Source organism: Streptomyces sp. NPDC005820, assembly GCF_040630255.1.
GTDB lineage: Bacteria > Actinomycetota > Actinomycetes > Streptomycetales > Streptomycetaceae > Streptomyces.
Genome location: NZ_JBEXXE010000048.1, coordinates 22,471 through 46,276 on the forward strand (window position 1 = coordinate 22,471; position 23,806 = coordinate 46,276).

A 23,806-nucleotide genomic window follows, 5' to 3' on the forward strand; every position below is an offset into this window, starting at 1 on the left:
TCTCCATGACCGCGCACATCATCGCCCGACGGGACGCGGCATCCGCGGCGTGGTTCGACGGGCTCACGGAGGGCGTGCTGTTGATCCGCCGCTGCGGCGCGTGCGGCCACCACTGCCGTCCTGACACCGGGGCGTGCACGGCCTGTGAGTCACGGGACCTGCGATGGGCCGAGGCCATGGGCACGGCGCGGGTCGTGGCCGCGGTGTCGACCCCGGGCGAAGCCGGGAGCGCCACGATCCAGGCCCTGGTCGAACTCGCCGAAGGGCCCTGGCTGCACGCACCGGTCCTGGGCGCTCCCTCCGCCCCGCCACCGGGGACGGACCTGGTCCTGACGATCCTGCGCCCGGACCACGGCGAGCCGTTCCCCGCGTTCACCGTGCCCGCCTGACTGGTCGCCCGTACGGTCAGCCGACGCGATAGGGTGAGAATCGTTCGTCGTCGGGGACACGGAGGGACCTGAAATGGCTGCTAGGCGCGCGGGTGCGGGCGCCCCGGGCAGGTCGGGCCACATCCTGGAGTCGTTCACGCGCCGAGTCGCCCAGTCCGGCTACGACGGCACCAACTTCAGCGACATCGCGGCGGAACTGGGCATCTCCAAGGGCACCATCGTCCACCACTACGGCACGAAGGACCGGCTGCTCGCCGCGCTGCACGAGTCCTATATGCGCCGCAGGCTGGCCGAGGCGTACCTGATCGTGAACCGGCTGTCCTCGCCGCCGGAGCAGCTCGCGGGGATGCTGTTCGCCTTCGTGCTGTACCAGGAACACGACCGTGATGCCACGGTGGCCTTCCAACGGGAGATCGCCAGGCTCGCGGACCACGAGACGATGAGCGAGGGCGTACGTCTGCGCGGGGAGTACCTGGGGCTCGTACGAGGCATCCTGCGCAAGGGAACGGAAAGCGGCCAGTTCCGCGAGGGCGATCCCAACCTCCAGAGCCTGCTGATGATGGGCTCCGCCCAATGGGCCTGGACCTGGTTCGACCCGTCCGGACCGCACACGGCCGAGGAGGTCGGCGCCAGTCTCGTCGACATGGTGCTCGGCGGCCTGCTCACCCGCCCGGGCACCGCGCCGGGGCTCGCCGACCCCGACGGCGCGGTGCTGAGGATCGTGCGCTCATGTCTGGTCGACGCCGCCGCCCCCAGCGAACCGCCCGCGGCCCCGGCCCCCTGACGGAAAGCCGGAGATGTGCTCGAGGCCGGGGAGAGTCGCGTACCGCACCGATGCTCCCTGAGTGCACCAGTCGTGGTAGAGCATGTCTGCCTGGGCGATCGGGACGATGGTGTCCGCCGTGCTGCCGGCTGCAGTTCGGCCGCCCAGGCGGCGGGCTGCCCGCCCTGCGAGTAGCCGGCGATACCCACGGGGGAGTCCGGAGACACCCCCGAACCCTTGATCTGCTGGGCGGCGCGAAGAGCGTCCAGCGCGTTGCGTCCCTCCGACGACCGACTTGGTACTCGGCGATCTCGTAGTCCGGGCTGTCAGGGCCGGCCTCCAGCAGGTCGGCCTGCTTCGACGTCGCGACAGGAACAACGCCCTTGACGGCGTTCCTCGACCTCGAAGTATTGACCGTACATACGGTCAGCAACCCCACCGTAGGGGGCGTGTCGACGTCTCGCATGGGGTCACCCGTTCACTTGCGTCACAGAAACCGATCTGTTTTCCTAGAGGGGAAACAGATCGGTTTCCAACCCGGTTTTCGGCCTATGACCAGCGACAAAGGGAAAAGATGACTACCACCTTGGACCGTGGGGCGCCCGCCCCCGGGAAGACAGACTCGGGCCTGCGCGGCTCACATGGCGTCCGCTGGTGGGTGCTTGTCGTGCTGGGTGTGGCACAGCTCATGGTCACCCTCGATGCGACCGTGGTGAACATCGCGCTGCCCGCGGCGCAGCATGACCTCGGTTTCAGTGACGGCAGCCGGCAGTGGGTCATCACGGGTTACGCCCTGGCGTTCGGCAGTCTGCTGCTGCTCGGTGGCCGACTCGGTGACCTGTTCGGCCGACGTACCACCTTCGTGACCGGCCTGGTCGGCTTCGCGGGCGCATCCGTCGTCGGCGGCGCGGCCAACAGCTTCGAAATCCTCGTCGGGGCACGTGTGGCCCAAGGCCTCTTCGCCGCGCTGCTCGCGCCCGCGGCACTCTCACTGGTCAGTGTGACCTTCACCGAGCGGTCCGAGCGGGCGAAGGCCTTCGGCATCTTCAGCGCGTTGTCCGGTGCGGGCGCCGCGGTCGGACTCCTGCTCGGCGGCATGCTCACCGAATGGGCGTCGTGGCGCTGGGTGATGTACGTGAACGTCTTCTTCGCGGCCTTCGCGCTGGTCGGTGCGGTGCTGCTGCTGGCCAAGCCCGCGGTCACCGATCGGCCCAAGATCGACATTCCGGGCACCGTCGTGGTGAGCGCCGCGCTGTTCGGCATCGTCTACGGGTTCGCGCACGTCGAATCGACCAGCTGGACCGACCCGGTCGCCCTCGGCTCCATGATCGGCGGCGTGGCGCTGCTCGCGGTGTTCGCATGGCTGGAGGCCAGGGTCGCGCATCCGCTGCTGCCGCTGCGAGTCGTGCTGGACCGGACCCGCGGTGGTTCGTTCCTGGCGGTGTTCGTCCTGGGCATGGGGATGTTCTCGATCTTCCTGTTCCTGACCTACTACCTGGAGGCCAGCATCGGCTACTCGCCGATCGAGGCCGGTCTGGCGTTCCTGCCGATGGTCGGGGGCATCGTCGCTTCGTCGACCACGGCGCCTTCGCTGCTGCTGCCCAGGGTCGGTCCGAAGATCGTGATCACCGCCGGCTTCCTGGTCGCCGCATCCGGCATGGCCCTGCTGGCCCGGCTCGGGCTGGACAGCACCTACGTCGCCCACATCATGCCCGGCATGATCCTGCTGGGTCTCGGCATCGGTTTGGTGATGACCACCGCGTTCCAGGGTGCGACCGCCGGCGTGCACCACGAGGACGCGGGCGTCGCCTCGGCGCTGATCAACACCAGCCAGCAGGTGGGTGGCTCGATCAGCACGGCGCTGCTGACCACCGTTGCCTCCTCGGCCACGACCGACTACCTGTCCTCGCACAAGCCCAGCGCGCTGACCGTGGCGCAGGCCGGGGTCGAGGGCTACACGGCCACCCTGGCATGGGGCGCCGGGATCTTCGTGGTCGGTGCGGTGCTCGCGGCGTTCCTGGTACCGAACGCGGCCCTGGCACCGTCGGAGGGCGAGCCTGTGATCGCCCACTGAGCGTGAATCCACCGCGGATGCGCCCTGCTACCTGCGTTGATCGGTGTTCTCAAGGCACGAATCGGCGTAGGGAGACAGGGCTCCTCCGCGATCGTGTGTGCTTCTGCCCCCGCGATCCGTCCTCAGCGAAATGATCATCGCTGGTACCGGGCACCCGCAATGCGGGCTGAATTTCCGAGGCTCGCGGGCGCCGCGAGGCGCCGCACCAAGGCGCCGTAAACCGATCGGTTTTCATTTGGTCGGAATGGAGTTAACCTCGCAATATGACCACCGAGGCGAAGTCAAGTCCCCGAGAGCGGCTGCTGGATGCGGCGGCCATGCTCACCTATCGAGACGGTGTCGGCATCGGCGTCGACGCGCTGTGCAAGGCGGCGGGGGTGTCGAAGCGTTCCATGTACCAGCTTTTCGACAGTAAGGACGAACTGCTGGCGGCAAGTCTGGAGGAACGCGCCTCCGCCTACGTGGGGGCACTCCTGCCCCCGGCCGACGACAACCGTTCACCCCGTCAGCGGATCCTGCACGTCTTCGACCAGTTGGCGTCACAGGGGGGTGCGCCCGACTTCCAGGGCTGTCGGTACCTGGTTGTCCAGATCGAGCTCAAGGATCAGGGCCACCCTGCGAGCCGGGTGGCCCGCCAGGTCAAGGGGGACCTGGTGGGTTTCTTCCGTGCCGAGGCCGAACGGGGCGGCGCGAGCGACCCGGATCTGCTGGCCCGACAACTGATCCTGGTCTTCGACGGCGCCAGCGCCCGTGCGGGGATCAAGGCCGACACGCCGACAGGGCTCATCGCCCCCACGGTGACCACCCTGCTTGACGCGGCGGACATGCGCTGACGTGCCGCGTCGGCGGGCGGTCTCGGTGAGCGACGTACTCCGCGACCTTGTGTAGGGAAACCGATCGGTTTACAGTGATGGAACTGATCGGTTTCTCGTCGTGAGGGCGAGTCTGACCACTGGCTGATCGAGGAGGGTCGGATGACTTCCGGGGACGATGCCGGGGTGAAGTCGGCGGTTCGCAGGCTTCCGGCGAAGCTGGCTGCCCACCCGTCGGTGCAGGCGGTCCTCGCCCGGCGTGCGGCCGGTGACGGGGCGCGCCCGCCGGCGGTGATCGACGCGGTCTGGCTGCGTGAGCTGTGTCTGGAGGCCGGTGCGGACGACGTGGCCGCGGTCAGTCTGGACCACCCCGATCTGGCCGGCGAGCGCGAGTACGCGCTTTCGGCGCTGCCCGGCACGCGCACGCTGATCGCGATGGCGGTGCGGATGAACCGCGACAACTGCCGCTCCCCGGCCCGCAGCGTGGCCAACCAGGAGTTCCACCAGGCCGACGACCAGGCCAACCGGGCCGCGCGCGGTGTCACCCAGGCGCTGCAGGACGCCGGTTACCGGGCGCTGAACCCGTCGGTCGGCTTCCCCCAGGAGATGGACCGCTTTCCCCGGGAGCGGATCTGGGTGGTGGCGCACAAGACGGTCGCGGTGGCCGCCGGACTCGGCGTGATGGGGCTGCACCGCAACGTCATCCATCCGAAGTTCGGCAGCTTCGTCCTGCTGGTCACCGTGCTGGTGGACGCCGAGGTGAGCGAGTACGGGCAGGCACTGGACTACAACCCCTGCATCGACTGCAAGTTGTGCGTCGCGGCCTGCCCGGTCGGCGCCATCGCCAAGGACGGCGCCTTCGACGCACTGGCCTGCACCACCCACAACTACCGCGAGTTCATGAGCGGGTTCACCGACTGGGCGCAGACCGTGGCCGACAGCGAGGACGCCGCCGACTACCGCTCCCGGGTCACCGATTCCGAGAACGCCTCCCTGTGGCAGAGCCTGTCCTCACCGCCCGGCTACAAGTCCGGCTACTGCCTTGCCGTCTGCCCCGCCGGCGAGGACGTCCTGGGCCCCTACCTGGACGACCGCAAGACCTTCATGGACACCGTGCTGCGCCCGCTCCAGGACAAGAAGGAAACCCTGTACGTGCTGCCGGGCTCACACGCGCAGGAGTACGCCCGGCGCCGCTTCCCCCACAAGCCCGTCAAGGAAGTCACCGGCGGCTGGCAGCCCCCGACGAAACGTTCCGCGTCCACCGAACGAGAGACCCATACGTCATGAGTGGCATTCACCCCTTCCGCATCCTGCGCGCCAGACCGCTGTGGATGGCCAACGGCGTCATCACAGGCGTACTCGCGCTGCTGTTCGCCGTGTTCTACGTCGGCGCCAACATCGATCCGGTCGATCACCTGACCAAGCTGCCCGTCGGCTTGGTCAACGCGGACGAAGGAGTGGGACAGGTCAACCTGGGGGCTCAGATCACCGAGTCGATCGGGAAGTCCACCGCGGGCGGGGACAGGATCGACTGGAAGGTGATGGACGAGAAGGAGCTGAAGGAGCGGCTCGGCAAGGGCAAGTTGTTCGGCGCGCTCGTCGTCCCGGCCGACTTCACCTCCTCCGTCACCGCACTGACCGGCACCGCGGCCACCGGGACCCCGGCCCGCCCGACGCTGACAGTGCTGACAAACCAGTCGGCCGGCAGCATCGGCTCCGGCCTGGCCCGGACGGCGACGACCCGGGCAGCGGCGAACGCCTCGCTGCAAGTGGGCAAGGAGCTGACCGCCCGGATCGGAACCGCAGAGGCGAAGCTGCCCGCCGCGGCCCGCGTCCTGCTCGCCGACCCGGCCGCCGTCACCGTCGAGGACGGCCATCCGCTCGACTCGCACAGCGGCCTGGGCCTGACGGCGTTCTACTACGCGCTCACCCTCGTGGTCGTCGGCATGCTCTCCGCCAACGTCATCAGCGGCCAGGTCGACCACGCCCTCGGCTACACCCACAACGACATGGGCCCGCTGCGCCTGCACCGCCCGCTGATCCGGGCGACCCGGGTGCAGACCCTCGCCATCAGCGCCACCCTCATGGCCGGTCTGTCGCTGCTGATGGGCACCCTGGTCATGGCGGGCGCGATCGGTCTCATGGGCATGGACGCCTCCCATCTGCCGCTGCTGTGGCTGTACTCGGTGTGTGCCATCGCGGTCGCCGGGATCGGCGCGCTCACCCTCCTCGCCGTGTTCGGCACGCCCGGCATGCTGGTGGTCACGCTGGTCTTCATCGGGATGGCGGTGCCGACGGCCGGGGCCACCACGCCCATCGAGGCGCTGCCCGGCTTCTACCGCTTCCTCGCGGAGTTCGAGCCGCTGCGGCAGATCACCGGCGGTATCCGCTCGATCCTCTACTACGACGCCCAGGGTGACGCGGGACTGACCCGGGGCTGGGTCATGATGGTGGCCGCCCTCGTGGCGGCGGCACTGTTCGGCTTCGGCGTACTGGGGTGGTACGACCGCAAGGGGCTGCACCGCATCCCGCTGGAGACGACGCCCGAGAAGACCGCGACCCCGACATAGCGAAAGCCACCCTCACCCTCCCCCAGGGCGGGGCCGTTATTCGGACGCTGGAAACCGATCGGTTTTCATTTGCTTCGCTTTGGGTTAATCTCGTGGTATGACCACTGAAGTGAAACTCAGCCCCAGGGAGCGGCTGCTGGAGGCGGCGGCCACGCTCACCTACCGAGACGGTGTCAACATCGGCGTCGAGGCGCTGTGCAAGGCGGCGGGAGTGTCGAAGCGCTCCATGTACCAGCTGTTCCACAGCAAGGATGAACTGCTCGCGGCGAGTCTGGAGCGGCGCACGTCCTCCTATGTGGCGGCACTCCTGCCCGCGGCGGACGACGGCCGTTCCTCCAGGGAGCGGATCCTGTATGTCTTCGAGCAGGTGGAATCGCAGTCCGGCGAACCCGGGTTCTACGGCTGCCCTTTCCTGGCCGCGCAGATCGAGCTCAAGGACCAGAGTCACCCCGCGAGCCAGGTCGCCCATGGGGTCAAGGAGAACCTGACCGCCTTCTTCCGTGCCGAGGCCGAACAGGGCGGAGCGAGTGATCCCGGCCTGCTGGCACGGCAGCTCAGCCTCGTCTTCGACGGCGCCAGCGCCCGCGCGGGCATCGGAGCGGAGAAACTGCCGGGCCTCGTCGCGCCCACGGTGACCACCCTGCTCGACGCGGCGGGCGTGCGCTGACGTATCGCGCCTCCCGAACGCATCCCTGTCGCCCGGCGTTCGGGGGGAGCCTCATGGCCGCAAGAGTGTTGCCGAGCGTGCCGCAGGCGAAGAAGCCCGCGGTCTCCTCGGCATTGGCGCCCAGCGGCAGGTGCACTGTCTCCCGGATCCTCATCCGGCCGGCCCGGACGACCTCGCCGATCAGGTCGTCGCCCTACGCCTCGGCAGAGGCCGCGACGGTGACGTATCCCTGCATCTGCATCAGGAGCGTTTCGGGGCGCGTCGAGATCGGCTGCACGTAGGCGTTCGCCTGATCCCGCCCATGCCGTCACTCTCCCTGCCTGAACTTGCACGCGGAAACCGATCGGTTTACAGTGGTTCGGAAACCGATCGGTTTTTTCAATGGGCGGATGAGCGCGGGAGTCATGATGACGACAGATCGGCCGGTGGCACTCGTGACGGGTGCGTCATCCGGCATCGGCAAGGAAACCGCGCTCGCGCTTGTCGCAGCGGGTTTCGACGTGGTCGGCACAAGCCGCGACACCTCACGCGTCACCCCGCTCGACGGTGTGACCTTCATCGACCTCGACGTGGCCGACGACGCCTCGGTCGCCGCGGCGGTCCAGGAGGTGAGCGAACGGTTCGGGCGCATCGATGTCCTGGTCAACAACGCCGGCGTCGGCTCGACGGGCGCGGCGGAGGAAACCTCCCTCGCGCAGGCCAAGGCCGTCTTCGACACCAACGTCTTCGGGGTCATGCGCATGGTGACGGAGGTCCTGCCGTACATGCGCGCGCAGAAACGCGGACGCATCATCAACATCTCGTCCGTACTCGGGTTCATGCCCCAGCCGTACATGGCCGTCTACACCGCCTCCAAGCACGCGATCGAGGGCTACTCCGAGTCCCTGGACCACGAGATCCGTGAGCACGGTGTCCGGTCGCTTCTCGTCGAACCCGCCTACACCAGGACCGGATTCGAGGCCAACAGCGCGAAGCCGGACACACCCCTGCACGCCTACGCCCAGCAGCGGCAGACCGTCGACCGCGTCATGGCGCAGGCGATCAGGGACGGCGACCAACCCGCCGTCGTCGCCAAGGCGATCGTCGCGGCGGCGACCGACGCCAGGCCGAAGCTGCGCTACACCGCCGGCTCCACGGCCGGACGCGTGAGCACACTGCGCCGTCTCGTTCCCGCCCGGGCCTTCGACAAGCAGATCCGCAAGATCAACCGCCTGGCCGGCTGACGCACACGCTCCCGCGGAGACGGTCACCCGGCACGACGATGGCCGCCCACCGCCCCGACCTTCCGAACAACGGCCCCACCCCACCAGACAGAGGACACCTTGATGCAAGACCGCAATCCCATCCTGATCACCGGTGCCGCCGGCGAGATCGGTGGTGTGAGCCGGACGATGGTCGACATGCTGCTCGAACAAGGGCACCCCGTGCGCGCGTTCGTACGGCAGGACGACGAACGCGCGCAGTCGCTCCGTCAGGCCGGGGCGGAGGTCTTCGTCGGTGACCTGCTCACCATCGCCGACGTGACCGCCGCGCTGAAGGGCGTGAGGCGCATCTACTTCAGCATGAGCCTGTCGCCGTACTACACCGACGCCGTCAGCCTGATGGCCGCGGCGGCCCGGGCCCAGGGCGACATCGAGGTGTTCGTCAACATCTCCGAGTACGAGCAGTCGTTCATGACCTTCGACCGGATGACCGCGCCGGAGGAAGAGCGGCGCGCGCGGCTCGGCGGCCTCGTCGCCAACTGGTCGCCGCAGCAGCGGGCCCACTGGGTCGCCGAGCGGGTGCTGGAGTGGTCCGGCCTCCCGACCGTCAACATCCAGGCGGCCTTCTTCGTCGAGAACCCCATCATGACCTGGCTGGCCCTGGGCTCACTGGCCGACGGCGAACTACGCCTGCCCTTCGGCGAGCACCAGCTGGCACCCATCGCCGGGTACGACGTCGCGGAACTGAACGCGAAGATCCTGGCCGACCCGGCGCCGCACATCTCCAAGTCCTACGCGCTCACCGGCTCGGAGCTCAAGGACATGCACGGGATCGCGGAGGACTTCTCGGCCGTGCTGGGACGTCCGGTCACGTATGTTCCCGAGGACATCGAGGCCTGGAACAAGACCTACGTGGACGCCCACATGTCCGCGTACCCGCACATCGCGGAGCATCTGAAGACCCTGACCCGGATCATCGGCCGCGGAGGATACGGCGGCATGACCGACGAACTGGAGACCCTGCTCGGACGCCCGGCGAAGACCGTGCGGTGGGCTCTGGAGAACCACCCGCGCATCCAGAAGCTGGTCGCTGCCTGAGCCGCTGAGCAGTCCGGAGCAGAACAGCGACGCCACACGGAGTCTTCGAGTCGAAGACTCGGCGTGGCAGGGGCTTCGGCCGAGCGTAGCCCACCTGGCCGAAGCCCTCGCGCGCCCCGGACGCAGCCCGAGCGAACGCCCTCACGGCGGCGAAGTGGAGATGCGCCTCGCGTCTGCCTCGCCGATGGCGAAGGCGGTCGGCCGGCTTCGGCGCAACGGTCCACAGACGGCGCTGGAGAGCGGCGTCGTGCGACTGGCCGCTTGAGCAACGACCGAGGGATGCCGTGGTAGCGGCGGATGTGCCGCTGGAGCTGGAGCGCGTCTGGGACGGCGGAGTTCAGTTGTCCGCGTTTGGTGTGCCGGTTGTTGACAACGTCGACGGTGTCCGGGTGCGGGGTGAACGGGTCGGCGGTCGCTTCTGACTGGGCTTCGAGTGCGTCAGCCAGGTTCCGCAACTGGCTTACGCGGGAGGGGAGATCGGGCACGAGAGTTGCTCGGCCGACCCAGGAAGAATTCGACGCGCGCGCGATGACGCGCTGGTTGAGGACGACGGCAGCCTAGGGAAGGTCCTTGGGAGGGCCAGGATCCTGAGCCCATGGCGGTCCCTCGCTGGCCGTTGCCTGCGATCGCACGCCCTGGTCCGGATGAGGATACGGAACATCGGTCCTCACCGGGAACGCCGTGCCACCTGCGCCCCGACGAGCTGCCGGGCGGATGGCCACCTCGGCAGAGGCCGGAGCCGCAGCAGAGGGCGCGGACGTGATGTGGGAATGCCCGTGCTGCGCAACGGAGTCACAGCCGGTCCGGCTGGCTGACCGACGGCGGCCTCCTGCAGGGAGCCGCACGGTGCGACCTCACCGGTCCGCTGGGCGGAGGTCTGCACCATTTCGGCCACCGCCTCGGCCCGCCCGTGCACCTACCCCCGGTGCCGCGAATACAATATCTGAGGAGTCAGGGAACGAGTCCGCCGTCAGCCGGGAGCAGGACAAGATGCGTCGGGGCCGGCAGTCCACCCGCCCGGCGTCGTCGAGTGCGAGTCGGCGGAACGCGCCCCCTGGCTTGCACTGCTGTCTCACCTTCCGCCCAAAGGATCACCACAGCTTCGGTCGCCGTAAGAAGCGCCGCTGGAGGAACTAGCGCATGCCAGAATCCAAGTCTCGGCTGCCCCAGGGACAACCGTGGGAGCACGACTGGGCTCGGGACACCCCCCGGCCTCCCGGAACGCGACGGCTCTGGCTGGCCGTCGCCCTCGCCGTGACCACCGCCGTCGCCTGCGCCACCGCAATCGCCGTCAATGACCGTGACGAGGAACGGAAGCCGGAGGCCCGCGGGGGACAGCCCCTGTCCGACGACGAGACGGGGTCCGGGCTGATCTCGTTCGCCACGCCCTCGGCGAGCGGCTCCACCTCGGCACCGGGCAGCCGCACGCCCGGCACGGCCGCCTCTCCGACCGCATCCTCGTCCACCGCGGCACCCGCGGCCGACGGCAGTGCTACGCCCCACAGCTCGCCGTCGGCGTCGGTCACCCCGACGACGAAGCCGTCCAACCCCACGCCGAACGGCTACCAGCGGTCGTTGCAGGCGGTCAACTACCCCGACCGCTATTGGCACGAGAGCGGCGGCCTGATCGCACTCGACCAGGTGGGCGGCTCGGAGTCCCGTGAGGACTCCACCTTCACCGTGGTCAAAGGCCTGGCCAACAGCGCCTGTTACACGTTCACCACGTCCAGCGGCAAGTATCTGCACCTGCGTGACTTCGTCCTGCGGGCCGAACGCAACGACGGCTCGCCTCTGTTCGCCCAGGACGCCACCTTCTGCCCATTGCCGTCACCGTACGCGGACGCCGTGATGCTCCAGCCGGTGAACCACCCCAACTACTGCCTGCGCCACAAGAACTTCCAGCTGCGTCTGGACCCCTACGGCTACAACACGACCAACCGCCAGGACTTCTTCTTCCGCTTGGTGGCGGGCCTCGCCTGAGCCGTACGGACCCGTATGTGTGTGGCCTCCGCGTCTACCGGGGGCCACATCGACGCGTTCCGGTGCAGCCCATGCATATCTCGGCCGGTGCGGGCCCTGAAGTCACCACCGTGCCGAACGAGGCGGACAACCAGGATCAGCACCAGGACGGCGAGGCCCACGACGACCATGAGGCAGGGAGCCAGGGCGTCGCTGAACTTGACGGACATGGCCCTCGGGGGTTGAACGAGGCCGGCGGCGCGATCACGACCGGCGCGGTGACGGAAGCGACCATCGCCCTGACCGGTCGACGCAGGACCAGCGCCGTCCAACGCCCGCCGAGAGAAGCCTTGCCACGCCTCTTTCGTTCGAAGGGGCGCGTCCCCGCTTCCCCGACGGGGACGAGAGAGGGCTGAGCGGTGCAACGGATGACACCGTCCCGGTACCGGGACGGTGTCGTGAGCGCGTCGGGCCGTGAGGTCGCTCAGTCGACGTCGGTGGTGGCGAGCCTGGCGTAGACGTCGGGCCGGGTGCGGCGCATCCGGGCGGCGAGGACGACGCCGGTGAGGAAGATGGCCGGGGTGAGGGCGACCAGTCCCCAGTTGACGGCCGGGCCTGCGCCGGTGAAGAGGTTCAGACGGGTGCAGACCAGAACGGTGGCGGCGGCGAGCAGGATCGCGGCGACACCGGGGGCGACCAGGGTGCGCAGCCGTCCCTCGCCCCGCTGCGGGGGGTTGCGGCGGAAGAAGGCGACGACCGCGCAGGCCGCCAGCAACTGCAGGACGAGGATGCCGACCACACCCGGGGTGTTCACCCACAGCAGGAACTGGTTGTACGGATCGGCGCCGATCGCCGCGAACACGGCCACGGTCGCTGCCGCCAGGACGCTCTGCACGAGGCCCGCGATCCACGGGGAACCGTGCCGGGGGTGGATGCGCCCCAGTGAGGTGGGCAGAGCGTGCTCGGTGGCGAGGGCGTACCCGTAACGGGTGATGGCGTTGTGGAACGCGAGCAGGGAGGCCAGCAGGCTGGTGACGATCAGGATGCGCTGGAGGTCGGTGGCCCAGGCGCCGACGTACTGCGTCATGGCGGTGAAGAACATCTCAGCCGGGTTCTTCGCCGCCGCGCCGACCGCGCCGTCGTTGCCGAACGCCTGCACGATCACCCAGACGACGAACGTGTAGAAGAGACCGAGGAAGCCGACGGCGACATAGGTGGCGCGGGGCACGGTGCGATCGGGATCGCGCGCCTCCTCCCGATAGATCACCGTGGCCTCGAAGCCGGTGAAGGCGGCGACCGCCAGCCCCAGCGGCGCGCTCATCTGCGAGGTGAACACATGGGACGGTGCGAAGGAGGCCAGGCTCAGTCCGCTCGCCCCGCCCTTGATCAGGATCGCGCCCGCCAGCAGCACCAGGATCGCGGTCTCGGCGATCAGCAGCGCGGCCAGCACCTTGGCTCCCAGGGAGATGGAGCGGAAGCCGAGGAACCAGACGAGGGCCACGCCCGCGAAGGCGTACCCCCACCACGGCAGGTCGACGCCGAGGAGGTCGTCGGCCGTACCGGCGGCGAAGAAGCCGAAGGCGCCGAACACGCCGATCTGCAGGGCGTTGTAGGAGAACACGGCGAGCAGTGCCGCGCCGAGCCCGGCCGGGCGTCCCAGCCCCCGGGTGATGTAGGAGTAGAAGGCCCCCGCGTTGCGGATGTACGGCGTCATCGCGGTGAAGCCCGCCGCGAACAGACACAGCAGGACGCCGATGGCCAGATAGGCGACCGGGGCGCCGATGCCGCCGAAGAGGATCGCCAGTGGTGCGACACCGGCCATCACGGTGAGCGGCGCGGCGGCCGCCACCACGAAGAACACGATGTCGGCGAGGCCGAGCGTGCCGCGCCGCAGGTGGCTGCTCGCGTCGGTCCCGGCGGTCTGCGGGGGCTGCTGGGGTGCGGTGGGGACGAGGGGCTCGGTCATGATGTCTCCGCGTGGTGCGTGTGATCGAGGGGATGAGCGGGTTGCCCCTGACCCGCGGGCCGGTCGTGGGGTCGGCGTACTGACCGTACGTCTAACCTCTTGCGGCACGCGAGGGGGTGGAGGGGCCGTCGGCGTGGGTGCGGCGGCCGGCGAGCCAGGTGCCCAGGACGGGCAGGTGTGCGAGATCGGCCGGTGCGGTGGTGACCGGGTCGGCGGCGAGATGCACCAGGTCGGCGCGCATCCCGGGGCGCAGCGCGCCCCAGTCCTTCTCCTCGAACGCCTGGTGGGCGCAGCCCGCGGAGTAGGCGGCGAGAGCGCTCGCGGTGTCGATGCGCTCCTCGGGGAGCCAGCCGCCCTCGGGAGTTCCCTCGGGCGTCTGGCGGGTGACGGCGGTGGCGATGCCCCGCAGTGGTTCATGGGCGGTGACCGGCCAGTCGCTGCCGAAGGCGACGCGGGCGTCGGAGGCGAGCAGGGACGCCGTCTGGTACTGCCGGGCGCCGCGCTCCGGGCCGATCCTCGGCAGGATGAGCTCGGTCATCAGCGGATCGCACTGCGACCACAGCGGCTGCAGGTTGGCGATCACCCCGAGTGCGCGGAAACGGGGCAGATCCGCTGCTTCGATCAGCTCGGCGTGGGCGATGACCGGCCGTCGGTCGCGTGGCCCATTGGCACGGTCGGCGGCCTCGACGGCGTCCAGGGCGGCGCGTACGGCGCCGTCGCCGATGGCATGGACGTGCGGCCGGAACCCGAGCGCGTCCACGGCCGTCACGGCCTCGGCGAGTTCGGTGGGTGTCCAGGTGGCCATACCGTGCGAGTGCGGACAGTCGGTGTAGGGCTCCAGCAGGGCGGCGGTGCCCGCCTCGATCACTCCGTCCGCGAAGAACTTCACGCTCCGCGCGGTGATCAGCCCGGGCGCGGCGCTCTCCACCCGCTCGCGGTCGGCGGCGAAGCGGGCGATCCGCTCCCGCCAGCCGTCGGGCTCCAGCAGGAAGCACAGGTCGGCGCGGACCGGCAGACCCGGCCCGGTGGTCGCGGCGGTGACCCAGACGTCTGCGAGGTCGGGCGTGACCAGGGCGTCCTGCACCCAGGTCACCCCGGCGGCGGCGAACCGGGCGGTCGCCTCGCGAAGGGCGTCCACGTGCTCCGCGAGGGACGGCGTCGGAACGAGGGAGAGGACAGGGTTCAGGGCGCCGAACTCACGCAGCGTGCCCAGTGGTTCTTCACCGCCGTCCCGGCGGACGATCCGACCGCCCGAGGGATCCGGGGTGCCGGCCGTGTACCCGGCGTGCCGCAGGGCCTCGCTGTTCACCCAGGCCGTGTGGTGGTCGGAGGTGCGCAGCAGCACCGGGCGGTCGGGTACGGCGGCGTCCAGCCACCGTGCGTCGAACAGTCCGTCCGGTGCCAGCCAGGGATCGAACCCGTCGCCGGTGATCCACTCGGCCTCCGGGTGCAGAGCGGCCCAACGCCGTACGGCCTCGACGATCTGCTCGACGGACGCGCACTCCCGGACGGGCACACCGCGCAGCCCGAGCCCGCCGAGCACCGGGTGGACATGACCGTCACCGAAAGCGGGAAGCAGCGCCCCGCCCGCCAGGTCGACCACGGTCGTCCGGGGGCCGCGCGAGGCTGCCGCATCCGGGCCCAGTGCGCTGATCCGGCCGTCGGTGACGGCGAGGGCGTCGTGGACGGGAACGTCCGTGTCTCCGGTCCGGACGATTCCCCCGGTGAAGACGGTGTCTGCGTGCATGGCGTGGCGGTGCCCTTCCCGACCTGGTTCTGACGCCCGGACGCACAAACTGAAAGGCGTTCGGTTTCCGGTAATGTAGGCGTCGCCCCGACGTTGCGGAAGAGTTTTACTGAAAGGTATTCGGTAACGTCTGGGTCACGGCGCCCCGAGCGGGTCCGCCTCTGGACACAGGAGACGAGGAACCACCCCCGTGCCACGACCACGCACGCCCCTGCTGGACCGGCGGCGCATCGGCGCAGCCGCACTGCGCCTGGCCGACGAGAACGGCACCCTCACCATCCCCGCCCTCGCCCGGGCCCTCGGTGTGGCCCCGTCCGCCCTCTACCATCACGTCTCAGGGCGCGACGAGATCATCTCCCTCATGCGCGAGGAGCTGGCCCACACCACCAAAGGCGCCGACCAGGACTGGTCCCAGCCCTGGGAGCAGGCCCTGGAGGACTGGGCCCGCTCCTACCTCGCCGCGTTCGCCGCACATCCCGGCGCGGTCCCGCTGCTCGCCGTGGCCCCGCTCGCCGAACCCTTCATGCACGCCATGTACGAGAAGGTCGCCGAACTGCTGCTCGCCGCGGGGTTCGCCGAGGCCCAGGTCATGCCCCTGGTCAACGCGCTGGAGAGCTTCATCCTCGGCTCCGCCCTCGACCTCGTCTCGCCCCCGGTCATGGTCTCCGACGTCACCCGCGAAACAGCCCCGCACCTCAGCGCCGTACTCGATCAGACGCCCACCGACCACACCCGCGCGGAGCACTCCTTCGACATCGGCCTGCGGGCCATGCTCACCGGCTTCCGCCACCTTCTTTCCGACAACTGAGCTGCGCCGGCCGCCCTTGCCGGTCCATGGCGCCGGCCAGTGCAGCTCGGGTGGCGGGCCGGGGTTCACACGCAGCGGCCGTGCTCACAGATCTTGTCGGGTGGGCAGTCGATGTCGTTGCGGCACGCGGAGTTAGGGCCGTAGCGGTCCCAGCCCCAGCGGCCGGGAACCGTCATCGGGCCCCGCCTCGCTGCCTTCGTGCCGGGTGTCCCGGCCCGACGGTAGGAATCGATGGGCACCACGTTCGGACCCTCGGATGGATCGGGCTCCTTAGGCACTGTCTCTTCTCCGGGTAGGTGTATGTCCCGACGGCAGTGTCAACTTCACGGACTGGACGAGGTCGCTGTCGATGATCGCCTCGGTGAGTCGCCGCTGGTCCCGGGTGACGAAACCGAGCATCTGATCGTGAGCGGCGTCGGAGTCCCCGGCGAGGACCGCCTCCACGACCGGATGGATCGGGATCGACTCGCTCCGCAGCGCCTCCTGGACCGGTGTCAGGAGGTAGTAGCGAACGAGTCTGGACAGCACATCCTCCAGACAGCGGTCGAACTCGAGGTTGCCCGACAGGCGCGCGATCCGCCTGAGGCAACGGTACATGGCGACGATCACCTCATCGACGGGTTCGTCGCTCGCCTGGATGTCACAGTAGCCCTGCAGCGCGGCTACGGCCTCGTCCTCGTGAGGCGCCCTGCGTGCGGCGGCAGCGGCGGCGGCGGGCGCCAGGGCCGCGCGGACGGCCATGAGATTCCGTGCCTCGTTGAGCGTCAGGGCGCGCACCTGCCAGCCGGCCCGCGGCAGCGGCTCGAGCCATCCACCGCAGGAGAGCGCGATGAGGGCCTCGCGGACCGGTGCCCGGCTCATGCCGAGCTCCTCACAGATCGTCACCTCGGAAAAGGTGTGGTCGGGAGCCATCGCACCCGTCTGGATGCGTGACCGGATCTCGCTGATGGCCCGCGCCCGCAGCGAACCGGTCTGCTCAGGCTCCCCGGTGGTACCCGCCGCGAGGTCCACGCGGCGCGACTGCTGCTTTGTGCCGCGTCGGGGCGCGTCGTTTCTAGGCATCGGAAAGTCCACTCCAGTAATCGTTGATGACGGTGTCCGGCAGGGACTCGCTCAGCGCGCCGAGCGAAACACCGGACAGTTCGTCGATGTCGTACGTCGAAAGTCTCAGGACCCGCAGCCAGGTCAAGCGGCCCAGTGTCGTCATCGCCTCGCTCCAGGACTCGGCCAGTGCCAGTGCGCGGCTGTGGATCTCCAGCCGGCGCAGCCCGGTCAACCGGGTCGCCGCCGTCGCGGCCTGCCGCGCGGCCACGCCGTCGGAGTTCTCGTCGACATAGGTGAGGGCGTCGATGTCGTCCGGACCGAAGCTGTCGAGGGCGGTCCAGTCGAACGGCTCGTCGTCGGTGCTGCGGTAGACCTGGACGAAGACGCTCCACCCGGCGGGTACGGCGACCTCGCCGCCGTGCTCGATGTCGGTGACGGCGGATGCGCCGAACCCGGGCGGCTGGAGGGCGAGTTGGTAGGGGAGGGCGTCACCGGCCGGGCGTAAGGTGCGCGCCGGCCTCGGGAGCGCCGGTTGCCTGGTCCGGTGGGCGGGCCTCGCCGACGCGACGACGGCCTGGGCCCTCGCCGACCCGGAGCACAGAACACCGATCAACGCGCTCGGCCGGCTGGTCGACGCCGACCGGCCCCGTCACCTGCCCGTCGAGGCACTCGACTTCGCCACCGGATACCAGATCGCCGCGGCCGCGATCCGGGGACTGACGCATCGGGTGACAACGGGTGAGGGCTCGGTCTCCCGGCTCTCGCTCGCCCGAACCGCCGCGATGTTGATCGGCGCGGGCCACGCCACCGAGGAACCGGAGATCCGGCTGCCCCTCGACGGGCCGTACGAGGACCGCGTCCACGTCAGCGGTGACGGCCGCCCGGTCAAGCGGCTCGAGTTTCCCGTCGCCGTAGAGGAGACCCCGCTGTTCTGGGAGCGGCCGTTCGAAGCGGCGGGCCGTTCGGCGCCGGTGTGGTGTGGAACGGGCTGATCCGGGTCGCTCGTCCGACTGTCGGACGTGTACGGAAGCGGCCGCGACCGGGCTCCGGCACCGCCGCCTTCACGGCGCCGGAGCCCGGCCGTGGCATCCTCAGGCGGATTCGGGCCCGTCGGTCGGCTCGTCAGGTCACGCGAGGGAAGAGACGCGTGCCGTGGGCGTCGGTCGCCGGCAATTCCGTACGCTCCGAACTTCCCGGTGAGCAAGACAGGTCGATCCGTGCCTCGGCCACTTGAGCGATCAGACCTGCCCGCCCCGGTGACACCACGCAACCGGAGTTTGTCGAGCGCCGTTCTTCCGAATTGCGCCACATCCCGGCGAAGGGCTCTTGAGGGTTCGTCGGCTGGACAGGGAAGTCCTTCGTCGAAGGTCACAGACGCAGACTGGTCATGCCGCCGTCCACCCGGAGGATCGTTCCCGTGGTCGATCCGGCTCGCGGGGAGGCGAGGGACGCGATGGCGTGGGCCACCTCCTCGGCAGTCACCAGACGCCCCAACGGCTGGCGTGCGCGCAGGGCCTCGGCCGCCGCCTCCGGGTCCTCCGCGTCGTCGAGTAGCCGGGACACCCATGGTGTGGCCGCCGTGCCGGGGGCCACGGCGTTGACGCGGATCCCGTCCGCCGCGTGGTCGGCGGCCATGGCGAGCGTGAGGGCGTGGACCGCGCCCTTGCTGGCGCTGTACAGGGCCCTTTGGCGCACACCCAGGCAGGCGACGGCGGAGCACACGTTCACCACCGCCGCGTGGGACGAGCTTCGCAGGTGAGGCAGAGCCGCGCGGGTGACCCTGGCGATGCCGGTGACGTTGATGTCGAGGACCCGGGCCCACTCGGCGTCGTCGTTCCGGCCGATGTCGCCGACCGCTCCGATGCCGGCGTTGTTCACCAGGACGTCGAGACCGCCCAGACGATCGACAGCCTCCGCGATCGCCTCGTCGACCGCGGCCGAGTCGGCGATGTCGCACACCATGGCCAGTACGTCCTCGGGTGCGCCATCGACTCGGATGTCCAGGACGGCCACCCGTGCGCCCCGGTCCCGGAGCAGCGCGGCGGTCGCGGCGCCGATGCCACTGCATCCGCCGGTGACGAGTGCGGTGAGACCGTCGAACTCAGTCATGGAATGACTCCTCAGGACGATCGGACGGCGTGTCGACGGGGGTCGACGTGGATCTTCGGACCGGATCCCGCGTCCGGCGGCCGCTCGCCGGCGAGGACCGCACCCACCTGGGCGAGTCCGACGGTCGAGGCGACCAGGGGTCTGGGGTCGATGGATCCGTCGGCGTAGGCGTGGATGGTGGCGTCGAGGCCGGGGGAAGCGGACAGGATGCCGACGGCGGTGACGTCCTTGAGGGCGAGGGTGCGGGTGTCGACCCTGCTGGGTTCGCCCGCCAGGCCGATGTACACGAGGCGGCCGGCGGGTTCGACCAACTCCAGCGCCAGGTCGGGCAGATGGGCGGCGTTCGAGGCGTCGACGACCGCGTCGAACGGCAGGTCCGGCAACGAGTCCTCCGTCCACACGTGCTCGAAACCGAGACCCCGGGCGAAGGCGAGCGAGCCCTCCTCGATGCCCACGAGGTGGACTTCCGCCCCGGCGGCGCGGAGGAACATCGCGCTCAGCAGGCCGATCGTCCCCGGGCCCAGGACCAGTGCGCGGTCTCCGGCCCGCGCCGAGGCGGCCCGAGCAGCGCGCAGGGCGTTGCCGCCCGGCTCCACCAGTGCGCCGAGCACCTCGTCGACGGAGTCCGGCAGGGCGTGCAACGAGCCGACCGGAACGGCGAGTTGCTCGGCCAGTGCGCCGGGGCGGCCGGTGCGCACGCCCACCTCGTGCCGCCTCTCACAGACATGCTGGTGCCCGCGCCGGCAGCGTCGGCAGGAACCACAGCCGATCATTGTGTCGCCCATGACTCGTCGACCGATCCACCCGTGATCGACGCCGTCGCCGACCGTCGTGACCCGGCCGCACCATTCGTGCCCGAGCCGCAACGGGTAGGCGGAGTGGCCCTGGTGCAGGTAGGCCATCTCACCGGTGAAGAACTCCACGTCGGTGCCGCAGACGCCGACCCGCTCGACCTCGACGACGACTTCGCCGGGCCCGGCCACCGGCGCGGGGAGGTCCTGGATCTCGTGGACGCCAGGCGCCGTCAGGACGAACGCCCGCATGGAGGGCAGGCTCACCGGGGCCCGAGCACGTTCTGGCGCTGGGTGCCGAGCTGCTTGATGCCCAGTTCCATCACGTCGCCCGGCCGGAGGTAGACGGGCGGGGTGAGGCCCATGCCGACGCCGGGCGGAGTGCCCGTGTTGATCAGGTCGCCGGGCTCCAGCACGAGGAACTGGCTGAGGTAGTGCACGATGAAGTACGGGTCGAAGATCATCGTCTTGGTGCTGCCGGTCTGCCGGCGCACGCCGTTGACGTCGAGCCACATGTCGAGGCCGAGCACGTCGTCGACCTCGTCGGCGGTCGCGAGCCAGGGCCCGGCCGGGTTGAAGGTCTCGGCGGACTTGCCCTTGGCCCACTGCCCGCCACGCTCCAACTGGAAGGCGCGCTCACTGACGTCGTTGACGACGACATAGCCGGCGATGGCGCCGCGGGCGTCGCCGACCGACTCCAGGTAGCTGGTGCGGCGGCCGATGACGATGCCGAGTTCCACCTCCCAGTCGGCCTTGGTGGAGCCACGTGGGATGCGCACGTCGTCGTTCGGGCCGATCAGGGTGTTGGGCGATTTGGTGAACAGGATCGGCTCGTCGGGGACGGGCATGCCGCTCTCGGCCGCGTGGTCACGGTAGTTGAGCCCGATGCACAGGATCTGGTGCGGGCGCGCGATGGGGGCGCCGATGCGTTCTCCGGCGAAGCGGGAGACCTGGCCTGCGGCGGCCCGCTCGGCCACGAGGGGGCGGACGCGGTCGATGCCGCCGTCGCCGAAGAACGTCTCGTCGAAGTCGGTGACGACGTCCGACAGATCGACGTACGTCTCGTCGTCGATGCGGGCGACGGGCTTCTCGGTGCCGGGTTCGCCGATGCGCATGAGATACACGGGGGGTGTCTCCAGGGTTCGGTGAGTGGGGGAGGGGTGGGGCTTTCAGCAGTGGGGCTCGCCGAGCCGGCCGAGCAGCGCCCGGATCTCGTCGAGGGCGTCGAGCAGGGCGGTCAAGGGTGTCCGGTATGCCAGCGCGCTGATGCTCACGGCTCCGGACGGCGTCGTGGGTGAGGTGGCATACACGGGGAGGGCGAGGCAGTTGACGCCGGTCTCGTTCTCCTGGTTGTCGACGGCGTAGGCGCGTTCGGCCGTGGCCAGCAACTCACGGTGCAGGTCGGGGGGCGTAGACAGGGTCTGCGGGGTACGTCGTTCCAGGGGCGCATCGCCGACCCACGCCTCGACCTCCTCCAGGGTGCCCAGTCGCGAGGCGAGGAGCAGCTTGCCGACGGCGGTGGCGTGAGCGGGGTTGCGTCCGCCGATCGTCGACGTCAGTTTGACGGCGCCGGCGGGCGGGTCGACCTTGGCGCGGTAGACGACATCGCGGCCGTCGAGGACCGCGTAGTGGGCCGTCTCGCCGAACCGGTGCGCGAGTGCTTCGAGTGCGGGGTGGACGCGGACGTGGTCGGGCCGGGCCTCGTGGTGGGCGAAGGCCATGCGCAGGAACTCGTCGCCGAGCACGTAGCGGCCGTGGGCGTCCTGGTCGGCCAGCCCGGCCCGGCGCAGGGCGCCGAGTGCCCGGTGCACGGTCGGCTTCGGGCTGCCGATCACGCGTGTCAGCTCGTCCAGGCCCACCCCGTCGGGGTACCGGGCGAGTTCCTTGAGGACTGCGAGCACCCGGTCCGAGCCCACGAGCCGACCGCCGTCGGCGCCGGTCGCGCCGTCCTCGCCGGGGTCTGTCGATCCGTCGTATGTCTGCGTATGCTTCATGGCGTTCCAGACTTTAGATCGGCGTACCGATTATCGGAAGGGGCTCAGGGTGACGCTCCGCAGCGCACAGTGGTACGCGGGCCGGGACCGCAACGCCTACATCCACCGGGCGTGGATGCGCCGCGGCGTCCCGGACGACGCATTCACCGGCCGGCCGCAGATCGCCATCGCCAACACCGCCTCCGATCTGACCCCCTGCAACGCCCACCTGGACGAGGTCGCGGCCTCGGTGCGCAACGGGGTGTACGAGGCCGGCGGCATCCCGCTGGACCTGCCGGTGGTGTCGCTGGGCGAGACGAACGTGCGGCCCACCGCGATGCTCTGGCGGAACATGGCCGCGATGGCCACGGAGGAGATGCTGCGCGCGAACCCCGTCGACGGCGTCGTGCTGCTCGGCGGCTGCGACAAGACGATCCCGTCGCTGCTGATGGCCGCCGCCTCGGTGGACCTCCCCGCGGTCGTGGTCCCCGGCGGTCCGATGCTCACCGGGACCTTCCGCGGCAAGCCGCTGGGCTGCGGCACCGATGTCTGGCGGCTGTCGGAGGAGGTGCGGGCCGGCACGCTCTCCCAGGAGCAGTTCACCCGCTCCGAGTCGGCGATGATCCGCAGCCGCGGGCACTGCAACACCATGGGCACCGCCTCGACCATGGCCCTGGTCGCCGAGGCCCTGGGTACGGTCGTCCCCGGAACGGCCGGAACTCCCGCTCCCGACAGCCGGCTTCTGGAGGCGGCGCACCACACCGGGCGACTCGCGGTGGACATGGTCGGCGCCGACCGGCGGCCGGCGACCTTCCTCACCGAGGCATCCTTCCACAACGCGATCGTCGCGCTCGCGGCGATCGGCGGCTCGACCAACGCCGTCGTCCATCTCCTGGCGATCGCGGGCCGGTTGGGCATCGAGCTGACGCTCGACGACTTCGACCGCATCGGCTCCCGGGTGCCCGTCCTGGTGGACCTCCAGCCGGCCGGCCGCTTCCTCATGGAGGACCTCCACCGCGCCGGAGGCCTGCTCGCCGTCCTGCGCGAGGTCCGTGACCTGCTCGATCCCGATGCGCTGACGGTCACCGGCATCCCGCTCGTCGACTGTCTCGACGACGCCCCGATCTGGGACGGCGAGGTCATCCGCACCCGCGCCGAGCCGCTGGTCGCCGAGGGCGGCATCGCCGTCCTGCGGGGAAACCTGGCCCCCGACGGCGCGCTCATCAAACCCGCAGCGGCCTCGCCGCACCTGCTCCGACACCGCGGCCGGGCGGTGGTGTTCGACTCCATCGAGGACTTCCGCGCCCGTATCGACGACCCGGACCTCGATGTCGACGCGGACTCCGTCCTGGTCCTGCGCGGCTGTGGCCCCAAGGGCTATCCGGGCATGCCCGAGGTTTCCAACATGCCACTGCCGAGGAAGCTGCTCGAACAGGGCGTGCGTGACATGGTCCGGGTCTGCGACGGCCGGATGAGCGGCACGGCGTACGGCACCGTCGTGCTGCACGTGGCACCGGAGGCCGCGGCGGGCGGTCCGCTGGCGGTCGTACACAACGGGGACTTCATCAGCCTCGACGTCGAGGCCCGCCGTATCGACGTCGACGTACCGGCCGACGAACTCGCGGCCCGCAGGCCCAACCAGGCCACGGTCGACGGATTCGCCGCTCCCCGCCGCGGCTGGGAACGCCTCTACGTCGACCACGTCCTGCAGGCCGACACCGGCGCCGACCTGGACTTCCTGGTCGGCTCCAGCGGATCCGAGGTGAGCCGTGAGTCGCACTGACGGTCTCCCCACGCCCGACGGAGCGGCGGCACCGGGCGCGGTGGCCGCCCG

At 70.1% G+C, this 23,806-nt stretch carries 21 protein-coding genes and 1 pseudogene; 13 read left to right on the forward strand and 9 right to left on the reverse strand.

Translation table 11 applies throughout. The features are described 5' to 3' along the window. Positions 1-5 precede the first annotated feature (5 nt). Both ABZ464_RS41475 and ABZ464_RS41480 read left to right on the forward strand, forming a co-directional pair. Positions 6-389, forward strand: a complete 384-nt coding sequence (locus ABZ464_RS41475) for a zinc ribbon domain-containing protein (protein WP_359287028.1) — start codon at positions 6-8, stop codon at positions 387-389. A gap of 73 nt (positions 390-462) precedes the next feature. Continuing rightward, positions 463-1,173 (forward strand): TetR/AcrR family transcriptional regulator, encoded by a 711-nt coding sequence (locus ABZ464_RS41480; protein WP_359287030.1) that lies wholly within the window; start codon positions 463-465, stop codon positions 1,171-1,173. Positions 1,174-1,304: 131 nt separating this feature from the next. Here the strand turns inward: ABZ464_RS41480 and ABZ464_RS41485 are convergent. Then, positions 1,305-1,421 (reverse strand): annotated as a pseudogene (locus tag ABZ464_RS41485) (lipase family protein); the annotation flags it as partial. A gap of 305 nt (positions 1,422-1,726) precedes the next feature. On the opposite strand from ABZ464_RS41485, the gene ABZ464_RS41490 reads away from it, so the two are divergent. From ABZ464_RS41490 to ABZ464_RS41525, 8 genes are all read left to right on the forward strand, one after another. Then, positions 1,727-3,226, forward strand: a complete 1,500-nt coding sequence (locus tag ABZ464_RS41490; protein WP_359287032.1) for an MFS transporter — start codon at positions 1,727-1,729, stop codon at positions 3,224-3,226. A gap of 263 nt (positions 3,227-3,489) precedes the next feature. After that, positions 3,490-4,059, forward strand: coding sequence for a TetR/AcrR family transcriptional regulator (locus ABZ464_RS41495; RefSeq protein WP_359287034.1), 570 nt, complete (start codon positions 3,490-3,492; stop codon positions 4,057-4,059). Between the two features lie 141 nt (positions 4,060-4,200). Next, on the forward strand, positions 4,201-5,325 hold the full coding sequence (locus ABZ464_RS41500) for a 4Fe-4S binding protein (RefSeq protein WP_359287036.1): 1,125 nt from the start codon (positions 4,201-4,203) through the stop codon (positions 5,323-5,325). Continuing rightward, a complete protein-coding gene (locus ABZ464_RS41505) occupies positions 5,322-6,608 on the forward strand; it encodes a DUF3533 domain-containing protein (RefSeq protein ID WP_359287038.1) in 1,287 nt (428 codons plus the stop codon). The genes ABZ464_RS41500 and ABZ464_RS41505 overlap by 4 nt, the downstream gene beginning before the upstream one ends. A 97-nt stretch (positions 6,609-6,705) precedes the next feature. Next, positions 6,706-7,275, forward strand: coding sequence for a TetR/AcrR family transcriptional regulator (locus tag ABZ464_RS41510; RefSeq protein WP_359287040.1), 570 nt, complete (start codon positions 6,706-6,708; stop codon positions 7,273-7,275). Between the two features lie 407 nt (positions 7,276-7,682). Next, entirely contained in the window at positions 7,683-8,498 is an 816-nt protein-coding gene (locus tag ABZ464_RS41515; protein ID WP_359287144.1) for an oxidoreductase, read from the forward strand. 102 nt (positions 8,499-8,600) lie between these two features. Then, positions 8,601-9,575 carry an NmrA family NAD(P)-binding protein gene (locus ABZ464_RS41520; RefSeq protein WP_359287042.1) on the forward strand — a complete coding sequence of 325 codons (975 nt, stop codon included), beginning with the start codon at positions 8,601-8,603 and terminating at the stop codon, positions 9,573-9,575. A gap of 1,140 nt (positions 9,576-10,715) precedes the next feature. After that, positions 10,716-11,555, forward strand: a complete 840-nt coding sequence (locus ABZ464_RS41525) for an AbfB domain-containing protein (protein ID WP_359287044.1) — start codon at positions 10,716-10,718, stop codon at positions 11,553-11,555. A 463-nt stretch (positions 11,556-12,018) separates the two neighbouring features. Here ABZ464_RS41525 and ABZ464_RS41530 read toward each other — a convergent pair whose 3' ends face one another. Next, entirely contained in the window at positions 12,019-13,500 is a 1,482-nt protein-coding gene (locus ABZ464_RS41530; protein ID WP_359287046.1) for an APC family permease, read from the reverse strand. A gap of 91 nt (positions 13,501-13,591) precedes the next feature. Then, positions 13,592-15,247: an amidohydrolase gene (locus ABZ464_RS41535; RefSeq protein WP_359287048.1), complete on the reverse strand. Its 1,656-nt coding sequence runs from the start codon at positions 15,245-15,247 to the stop codon at positions 13,592-13,594. A gap of 190 nt (positions 15,248-15,437) precedes the next feature. On the opposite strand from ABZ464_RS41535, the gene ABZ464_RS41540 reads away from it, so the two are divergent. Further along, positions 15,438-16,055: a TetR/AcrR family transcriptional regulator C-terminal domain-containing protein gene (locus tag ABZ464_RS41540; protein ID WP_359287050.1), complete on the forward strand. Its 618-nt coding sequence runs from the start codon at positions 15,438-15,440 to the stop codon at positions 16,053-16,055. 270 nt (positions 16,056-16,325) lie between these two features. Here the strand turns inward: ABZ464_RS41540 and ABZ464_RS41545 are convergent, their stop codons facing one another. Together ABZ464_RS41545 and ABZ464_RS41550 are read right to left on the reverse strand one after the other, a co-directional pair. Beyond that, on the reverse strand, positions 16,326-17,117 hold the full coding sequence (locus ABZ464_RS41545) for a GntR family transcriptional regulator (RefSeq protein ID WP_359287052.1): 792 nt from the start codon (positions 17,115-17,117) through the stop codon (positions 16,326-16,328). After that, entirely contained in the window at positions 17,110-17,712 is a 603-nt protein-coding gene (locus ABZ464_RS41550; RefSeq protein ID WP_359287054.1) for a hypothetical protein, read from the reverse strand. The genes ABZ464_RS41545 and ABZ464_RS41550 overlap by 8 nt, the downstream gene beginning before the upstream one ends. A gap of 115 nt (positions 17,713-17,827) precedes the next feature. Here ABZ464_RS41550 and ABZ464_RS41555 point away from each other — a divergent pair, with 115 nt between their 5' ends. After that, positions 17,828-18,091 (forward strand): hypothetical protein, encoded by a 264-nt coding sequence (locus ABZ464_RS41555; protein ID WP_359287056.1) that lies wholly within the window; start codon positions 17,828-17,830, stop codon positions 18,089-18,091. 376 nt (positions 18,092-18,467) lie between these two features. On the opposite strand, the gene ABZ464_RS41560 is transcribed toward ABZ464_RS41555, so the two are convergent. The 4 genes from ABZ464_RS41560 to ABZ464_RS41575 are packed head-to-tail and all read right to left on the reverse strand — an operon-like array spanning position 18,468 to position 21,993. After that, positions 18,468-19,208 (reverse strand): SDR family oxidoreductase, encoded by a 741-nt coding sequence (locus tag ABZ464_RS41560; RefSeq protein ID WP_359287058.1) that lies wholly within the window; start codon positions 19,206-19,208, stop codon positions 18,468-18,470. Between the two features lie 11 nt (positions 19,209-19,219). Beyond that, the gene (locus tag ABZ464_RS41565) at positions 19,220-20,251 is read right to left on the reverse strand and encodes an alcohol dehydrogenase catalytic domain-containing protein (protein ID WP_359287060.1); all 1,032 of its coding nucleotides are present in this window, start codon (positions 20,249-20,251) and stop codon (positions 19,220-19,222) included. Positions 20,252-20,262: 11 nt separating this feature from the next. Then, complete coding sequence (locus ABZ464_RS41570) at positions 20,263-21,123, reverse strand: fumarylacetoacetate hydrolase family protein (protein WP_359287062.1); 861 nt, start codon at positions 21,121-21,123, stop codon at positions 20,263-20,265. A gap of 45 nt (positions 21,124-21,168) precedes the next feature. Further along, positions 21,169-21,993, reverse strand: a complete 825-nt coding sequence (locus ABZ464_RS41575; RefSeq protein ID WP_359287064.1) for an IclR family transcriptional regulator — start codon at positions 21,991-21,993, stop codon at positions 21,169-21,171. Positions 21,994-22,042: 49 nt separating this feature from the next. On the opposite strand from ABZ464_RS41575, the gene ABZ464_RS41580 reads away from it, so the two are divergent. After that, on the forward strand, positions 22,043-23,755 hold the full coding sequence (locus ABZ464_RS41580; protein ID WP_359287066.1) for an IlvD/Edd family dehydratase: 1,713 nt from the start codon (positions 22,043-22,045) through the stop codon (positions 23,753-23,755). Positions 23,756-23,806 lie beyond the last annotated feature (51 nt).

Excerpts from the sequence above, each read along its gene's own strand:
- ABZ464_RS41520 (WP_359287042.1), top strand. The coding sequence starts at position 8,601 with ATGCAAGACCGCAATCCCATCCTGATCACCGGTGCCGCCGGCGAGATC.
- ABZ464_RS41515 (WP_359287144.1), top strand. The coding sequence starts at position 7,683 with ATGACGACAGATCGGCCGGTGGCACTCGTGACGGGTGCGTCATCCGGC.
- ABZ464_RS41495 (WP_359287034.1), top strand. The coding sequence starts at position 3,490 with ATGACCACCGAGGCGAAGTCAAGTCCCCGAGAGCGGCTGCTGGATGCG.
- ABZ464_RS41505 (WP_359287038.1), top strand. The coding sequence starts at position 5,322 with ATGAGTGGCATTCACCCCTTCCGCATCCTGCGCGCCAGACCGCTGTGG.
- ABZ464_RS41500 (WP_359287036.1), top strand. The coding sequence starts at position 4,201 with ATGACTTCCGGGGACGATGCCGGGGTGAAGTCGGCGGTTCGCAGGCTT.
- ABZ464_RS41575 (WP_359287064.1), bottom strand. The coding sequence starts at position 21,993 with ATGAAGCATACGCAGACATACGACGGATCGACAGACCCCGGCGAGGAC.
- ABZ464_RS41525 (WP_359287044.1), top strand. The coding sequence starts at position 10,716 with ATGCCAGAATCCAAGTCTCGGCTGCCCCAGGGACAACCGTGGGAGCAC.
- ABZ464_RS41480 (WP_359287030.1), top strand. The coding sequence starts at position 463 with ATGGCTGCTAGGCGCGCGGGTGCGGGCGCCCCGGGCAGGTCGGGCCAC.
- ABZ464_RS41565 (WP_359287060.1), bottom strand. The coding sequence starts at position 20,251 with ATGCGGGCGTTCGTCCTGACGGCGCCTGGCGTCCACGAGATCCAGGAC.
- ABZ464_RS41530 (WP_359287046.1), bottom strand. The coding sequence starts at position 13,500 with ATGACCGAGCCCCTCGTCCCCACCGCACCCCAGCAGCCCCCGCAGACC.
- ABZ464_RS41535 (WP_359287048.1), bottom strand. The coding sequence starts at position 15,247 with ATGCACGCAGACACCGTCTTCACCGGGGGAATCGTCCGGACCGGAGAC.
- ABZ464_RS41510 (WP_359287040.1), top strand. The coding sequence starts at position 6,706 with ATGACCACTGAAGTGAAACTCAGCCCCAGGGAGCGGCTGCTGGAGGCG.
- ABZ464_RS41490 (WP_359287032.1), top strand. The coding sequence starts at position 1,727 with ATGACTACCACCTTGGACCGTGGGGCGCCCGCCCCCGGGAAGACAGAC.
- ABZ464_RS41545 (WP_359287052.1), bottom strand. The coding sequence starts at position 17,117 with ATGCCTAGAAACGACGCGCCCCGACGCGGCACAAAGCAGCAGTCGCGC.
- ABZ464_RS41560 (WP_359287058.1), bottom strand. The coding sequence starts at position 19,208 with ATGACTGAGTTCGACGGTCTCACCGCACTCGTCACCGGCGGATGCAGT.
- ABZ464_RS41475 (WP_359287028.1), top strand. The coding sequence starts at position 6 with ATGACCGCGCACATCATCGCCCGACGGGACGCGGCATCCGCGGCGTGG.